This window comes from Chloroflexota bacterium, from assembly GCA_009840355.1.
GTDB lineage: Bacteria > Chloroflexota > Dehalococcoidia > Lucifugimonadales > JADFKI01 > Bin90.
This window is the reverse complement of record VXNZ01000016.1, coordinates 5119-11193: the sequence shown is the minus strand read 5'-3', so window position 1 is coordinate 11193 and position 6075 is coordinate 5119. Positions and strand designations below refer to the sequence as shown.

The window sequence follows — 6075 nt, the reverse complement described above, 5'->3', positions numbered from 1 at the left end:
GCATACCCAATCTACCAGTGGCGGCTTGACTTGTCAACCTTTCCGTATAATTCCCGGTAATTAGCAGCGTCCCCGTTTGACACGCCGCTGGGACTAGCGCGTGCCAGAGACTCGCGGCTGACATAGAAATCGTATTCGTGCGCTTCGCCGTCTGCCAATGCCGGCACGTACAGACGGTACACGCCGCCGCTGAATGTTTGCGGCATGGGTCCAGCAGGCGCGCCAGGGTAAAGGCTTGTCTTATCCTCCCAGCATCGTTGCCCTTCGTCGCAGACCAGCAGATTGCGTCCATTCGAATCAGCAAACCCTTCGATGTCTGATATGCGGATAAGGCCCTCGGCCAGCGCGCCGCCCGATGTATTCGTGATTGCCAGCCTAGCCTTCATCAGCATCGCCGGTCGAGGCGTTGCCGTGGGTGTGGGTGTGGGTGGGTATGTGGGTGTGGGCGTAGGCGTGATAGTAGGCGTTGGGGTCACTGTTGGCGTGTGTGTCGGTGTCGCCGTTATCGTTGGCGTTGGAGTATGCGTCGCGGTTGGCGTGTGCGTTGGCGTATGCGTTGGCGTAGGAGTGGCAGCGACAATAGTGAAGCTCACCTCTACGTAGGCAACTTGTTGATTGCCTTGAAGGTTAAACACCGTAGACGTTAGGAAGTATCCGCCGGCAGGACAAGCATCGTTAATTTGGCGCGTATATGTGTAGGGCCCGCTACTTTGCCCTGTTCGTCTCAAAGTCGTGGGGATGTTAGAGCAAGCAGCCCGAACATCGTTTGCATCATTGTCGGTTAATGTGAAGGATGTAAGCGACCTGTATGAGTCCCCGACACCGGACAAGGCGAAGGTCACATTCGTTGCCTGCCCTTCCAGCACAGTGCCAGAACCATCCCCTAGCGTGATGGTGTAAGATGGCGTTTGAGCGGACGCTATGCGCGGCAGGTCGCTGGCGGCGGGTTGAACCAGCGCCCAGCCCAGCGCGATAGCGGCAATCGTCGACGCAGTCAACGCCCGGAGCATCACGCCAGCCCTTGCCTGCGCCGCTTGCCCATGTCGGGCGGCTTGAAAGACATTTCTTGATTCGCAGTGTCTTCGAGACCTTCGGGCATTTGTATGCGCTTCGCGACGTACTCCTCTTTTGTCGGCGTGGGGGCCGTCAGCCCAAGTCCGCCTTGCAACGTGTGAGAGTCTTTATGCACAATCGCCGTATAGTCGCGGATGAAGTTGCCTATTTCACGGGGGCTATTCCTATTCTTGTCAAGGAACACCAGCAAACGCTTCCGAACAGGTGTCATATCGTCGCTCATGGCGTTGTATGAACGCAGGTAGTTTTCAACCGGCATGCCTGATCTTTTCAGACGGCGGAGCGTCCGAACGGCAACGGCAAGGTCTTCAGCAAGAGCGTAGTCCGGCTTGCGCGCGCCCGACCTGACAAGCGCTTCGTTTCGCGCCATTTGCGGCAATGTGTTCATCAACGCCGTGCCGATCCGTCTGATGTCTTCGTCCACGTTCTCCTGCAGTTCGTGCGCCAGCTGCTTGCCGCCTTCGACGTGCGAGTATGTGTTGGCGAACAGACTGTTGCGAATCGCTTCTAATCCGGCTTTATTCAGGTTGCCTTTGTCATCTGCCAGTCCCGCAAGCTCGTTCTCTTCGAACGAACCTAACCAGCTGTTGGGAATGTCTTTGTTGGCGTCTGAAAGCAGCACTTCGTTCAGTGTGGCGGAATCGGGAATGTCGAGGCGCGCGAGCTGCTCGTCCTTGAATGCGTCGCTATGCTGCTCAGCGGATTCCGACGGCGAGGACACCATGCCGCGCGGGGCGTTGGCTTCGCGGGCAAATGCCTTGCGCTGAATCGGGTCCATCTCAGTCGCGCGTTCTCGCACAAGGATGGGCTGCTGAATCCCCTCAATCTGCCGCGGGTCTATCCCGACGCGGCTTAGCGTGTCCGGCGACTTCAGTGCGTCGACGTAGCTCTGATACTTGTCAGGATACATCGCTGCCGCGCGTTGTATCCCCATCACGCGCCCGCTGCCGCTTTCTACCGCTCCGTCGGGTCCTACGATAGGCGGTCCCATATCAAGCATGTGCGTCTCGTCCAGCACATCCTTAGGGCGCAAGTTGCGGGCAATGCCGGATACCTGATGCTCGGCTGTCTTGCGGTCTCGCTTGCGGGGCTGCAGCTCAGTGAATGGATAGTTGGGGTTCTCTTCCATCGTGGCGGGGTTGTGCGACGGCTGCACCTGCCCCAAATCCATCACGCGCCAGTTGAAATCGTAGTTTTCGTCTGGGCGGCTAATGCTCGGCGCTGTCGTCTGTGAACCCTGTACGCCCATGTCAGTCTTGCTTTTCAGTCCGACCGTATCAATCATCCCCTCGATTCTTTGCCGTTCTGTCGGGGACAGGTCGCTGTTCCACAGAAGACCTTGAACTTTCGCAAGCGTTTCCTCTCGTGTTGCGTTTCCTGACTGCCATGCGTTTATAGCTTCGCGCGCCAGGCTGACGGGAACACGTGTTACGCCCTCAGCCATCGTTTCCCTGATGGTGCGCCCTACGAAGCCGTCTGTGGCTTCTGCTGCGGGTTCTTCCGGCGTGGGAATAACTGACGGCGTGGACGGCTTTGGACCGGGGCTAGGCTGTTTGGGCTGCGGCTGGGAGCCGGATGGCGGCTCAGGTGGCTTATTTCCCTGCTGCCCCGGTTGTGTACCTGGCGGGCTGTCCAGAGGACGGCTTCGCGCTCCTATGCCGCTGCCAAATAGACCGCCGCTCCGGTTGAAGTTTGCGCGAGACCTCTTCAGCTGCCGCGGCGTTGGCGGCTTCGACGCTAGACGCTGGTGCGCCGTGCCTTGCTTGTCGTAGTGGATCCAGCGATACAAGCCGGTGTCTTTGTCGTAGTGGACGCCGTCGGGTAGCCTTGCCTTCGATGTCTGCCCGGGTTTCTTCTCGTACCACGCGCCCTTGCGTTTCCGCTTTGGCAAGCCAAGCCTGATGTTGGGAGGATTCACCTTCACGTCCAGTTTCGGCTGTACCTGAATGTCGTCGCCGGACGCAAGCTCTGGGCCGTCGTCGAAGATGAACTCCATCTCGTTATCTGACGGCGGGATGAAATCCATACCCGCCCCTGCACCGTCCGGCGGTATGAAGTCCGTCGCACCACCGTTTGACACAATGAAGTCCAATTTAGACGGCGTGATGAAGTCTGTGTCGAGCGGCGACAGCGCCATGTCGTCAACATAGCTGTACGGTCGGGCTGTGTAGGACTGCAGCATGCTCATAGGCTATGAGAATGGCGGCGTATCGTCAATAGTGACCTGCCACCTCAAATTCGACTGTGGTCGGCCGTCCATAGATCTCTTCTACTGCCTGCTAAACTGTGCGCATCTGCCTCTTTTTAATCATCTCAGCTATAAATTCCGTCTGGACAACGACGGTCAACACATCATCTTCATAAGACAGCGCTTCCGAATGGTAAAACCATGAGCGGTAGGCGACAGAGTCCAAGATGCTCTCTAAATGACCTAGAACCGCATACCATCGCTCAGTGACTCTGGGGTCATTGGAACGAGGTAATTCAGGCATATCTACCTGTGGCGGCTCAGGTGCGGATGCCGTTCGATGCATAGGCAAGGTCGGTATTCCGGTCGGTACGTGTCTGTCGCTCTCCTGCAGCAGATTGCTCAAGCATTTGGTCAGGTAGGGAACGAGGTTGTACGGCTGGCTCCTGAGTGTATCGGCTATGATTTTGTCCGCCTCGGCACTTCCGGGGTTAACTCCGCCGCCGCCCAGTTTGTCGAAGTGTGTGTACTGCAGGGGGACATGGTACTCGCAGCCGGTTGGGCAGTGGGGACCGCACACTAAATCGAATGCGCGGTTTGCTCTTTCGATGAAAGATTGTAGAAATTGGTCAGAAAACAGAACAGACTCGTTTCCGTCGTTTTCCTCGCCGCCTGCTGGCCGGGCGGCCATCTTGTTAGAGGTGTGAATCATGTTAGAGGTGTTATTAAAGGATAACTCCGAAAGCCCACGAAAGATTTTCGTGGGCTTTTCCGAAAGTCCACGAGAATCTTCCGTGGGCTTTTCGACCTCTGTTCTAAAATCTAAGTCCATCGACGGCTGTGTTTCGAGTGACACGGAAGGCACTAATAGACGCCAACGGGTATGCGTGATCCACATCTTGCCGCCGTCGTTTCGAGGACGCGAGCCGCCGCCCTGAGAAACCTTCTCGATGATGCCCTTACGGGCGAGACGCGAGACGATATGCAGGTAGTTACTATGCTTAAGTCCAGTTTTGTCCAAAATGCCGGGGTGGGTGTCAGTGGAGCGCAGGGGGGGTGCCGGCTCAAAGCCGACCTTCGGACCGCACCACAAGCAGAGCTCGAGCAGCACGTGGCGCTCGCGCGGTGTCAGCGATACGCCGTTCACAAGGCGGCTGCGCGCCCAGTCCAGTGCCACCTGTCGATGCCGGAACGGTGCCTGTTTAGGTGCTTGTGCATTGGTTGGTTCTGGTGTATCATAGGGGAGTGCCATGTGTTAGGTTCTCCTACTCCTGATATTTGGCAGTTCATTCAATGCGCCAGAGCAACATATCTGGCGCATTGCCATTTCCAAAACTAATGTTCGTTGGCAATAAGAAAAAGCCTCTTGGCAAATCTTGCAAAGAGGCTTTCGATGCTGTATATTTATTTGGAGTAGGCATCAACGGTCCTTGATGTCTATTTGTAAATGCCGCCTGTCCAGCCGCAGGTGGCATTTTGCGAACTCAACCACCGCCTGCTAAGGTGATGGCCCCACCCTCACACGCAAGTGACTGAGTCGCCTGGACAAAGTCCAGAAAGGAAAGGCCATTTCCTCAACGACTAATCTATCACATTACCGTTCACAGAGCAATTGTATATTGGTGCGTCTGAGTTTACTCGCAGAGTAGCACCATAAAGAAGCCCTTGCCGCAAACTTGCGGCAAGGGCTTCTTTACTACTGATATTCTATGTAGATGTAGTAGTCTCCTGTGCCAACTATCGCCGCATCCTGCTCGGCGGTCGTCCTGTAAAACAGATAATCCATATCGTCGAATTGCACATCGGCAAGCTTTGAGAATCCCCCGATGACGTCGTACGGGTTGGTGCCATATAGGACTATTGGTTCACCAAGGGATGCCGGCACACTGATGTAATTATAGCCATCCTTCTGTCGCGCCGGGTACACGCACCTAGTCTTGTACCCTGTCGCATCGAATCGCGCTCCGTCGGTGAGTTCCTGTTCAGTCGGCTTAAGCCCATCTGTCCATCCAACGACGTAAAAGGGCGTGTCAGCCGGCACTAGCAATTTGGGTAGAATCATGGACCATCCTCCACTAAAAAGAGTATATCGATATTGTAACTGCCTGTGCCTACATCCGGTAGAGACTGGTCGCTGTTTGTGTACCATATCTGATGTTCGCTGATGCTAACCCCTTCTTTCCACCCCTGAGGCGGCGCGCCATCTCTACCGAACCTACCCACCCGATTGCCAAAGCGCAGCCTATCCGGATGCCCTTCACTGACAGGCACAGCGAACCACACACGCCCGTTAACTGCACTGGACGGCACGACGCCGTCGTAGGGCGTCAAAACGCCTTGGTCAAATTCCTCTGCTGTCGGCTGACCGGCAACGCTCCAACCGACGATGGCTTCGCCTGTTCGAACGGCATAGTATAGGAGTTGGATCCTGAGGTTTTCTATCGTCGCACTCTGCTCGGCGGTCGTTCGATACAAAACATTCTGTACATTCCGGATCTCGACATTCTGCAGACGAGTGAATCCGCCCAAGCTATCCGCACTCCCACTCCCCCAATTCAGCTCTTGGGGCGTGCCTAGGTATATAGGCGCGGCAAACCATACATATCTAAAGGTATTACTATTAGGCTCTGGCACGGTCCCTCTGTAAAACGTCACGGGCGAAAAGCCGCCGGTACTGGGCGCGCCGAATTCCTCGCCGGCATCGAGTTCGTCACTGGTGGGCGTGGTGCCGGCGCTCCATCCCACTAGTAGCGGGGGAGTGGGTGTCGGCGTGGGCGTAGGAGTGGCTGTGGGTGTCGGCGTGGGCGTAGGAG

At 56.3% G+C, this 6075-nt stretch carries 3 protein-coding genes and 1 pseudogene; all 4 read right to left on the bottom strand.

Annotated features, from left to right (window positions below; all coding sequences use genetic code 11):
* Positions 1 to 395: 395 nt before the first annotated feature.
* Positions 396 to 569 (bottom strand): annotated as a pseudogene (locus F4X57_04305) (calcium-binding protein).
* Between the two features lie 440 nt (positions 570 to 1009).
* Positions 1010 to 3256 carry a hypothetical protein gene (locus F4X57_04300; protein MYC06381.1) on the bottom strand — a complete coding sequence of 749 codons (2247 nt, stop codon included), beginning with the start codon at positions 3254 to 3256 and terminating at the stop codon, positions 1010 to 1012.
* Positions 3257 to 3353: 97 nt separating this feature from the next.
* Positions 3354 to 4514 (bottom strand): hypothetical protein, encoded by a 1161-nt coding sequence (locus tag F4X57_04295; protein ID MYC06380.1) that lies wholly within the window; start codon positions 4512 to 4514, stop codon positions 3354 to 3356.
* Between the two features lie 444 nt (positions 4515 to 4958).
* Positions 4959 to 5324: a hypothetical protein gene (locus F4X57_04290; GenBank protein ID MYC06379.1), complete on the bottom strand. Its 366-nt coding sequence runs from the start codon at positions 5322 to 5324 to the stop codon at positions 4959 to 4961.
* Positions 5325 to 6075 lie beyond the last annotated feature (751 nt).

Excerpts from the sequence above, each read along its gene's own strand:
- F4X57_04295 (MYC06380.1), bottom strand. The coding sequence starts at position 4,514 with ATGGCACTCCCCTATGATACACCAGAACCAACCAATGCACAAGCACCT.
- F4X57_04300 (MYC06381.1), bottom strand. The coding sequence starts at position 3,256 with ATGCTGCAGTCCTACACAGCCCGACCGTACAGCTATGTTGACGACATG.
- F4X57_04290 (MYC06379.1), bottom strand. The coding sequence starts at position 5,324 with ATGATTCTACCCAAATTGCTAGTGCCGGCTGACACGCCCTTTTACGTC.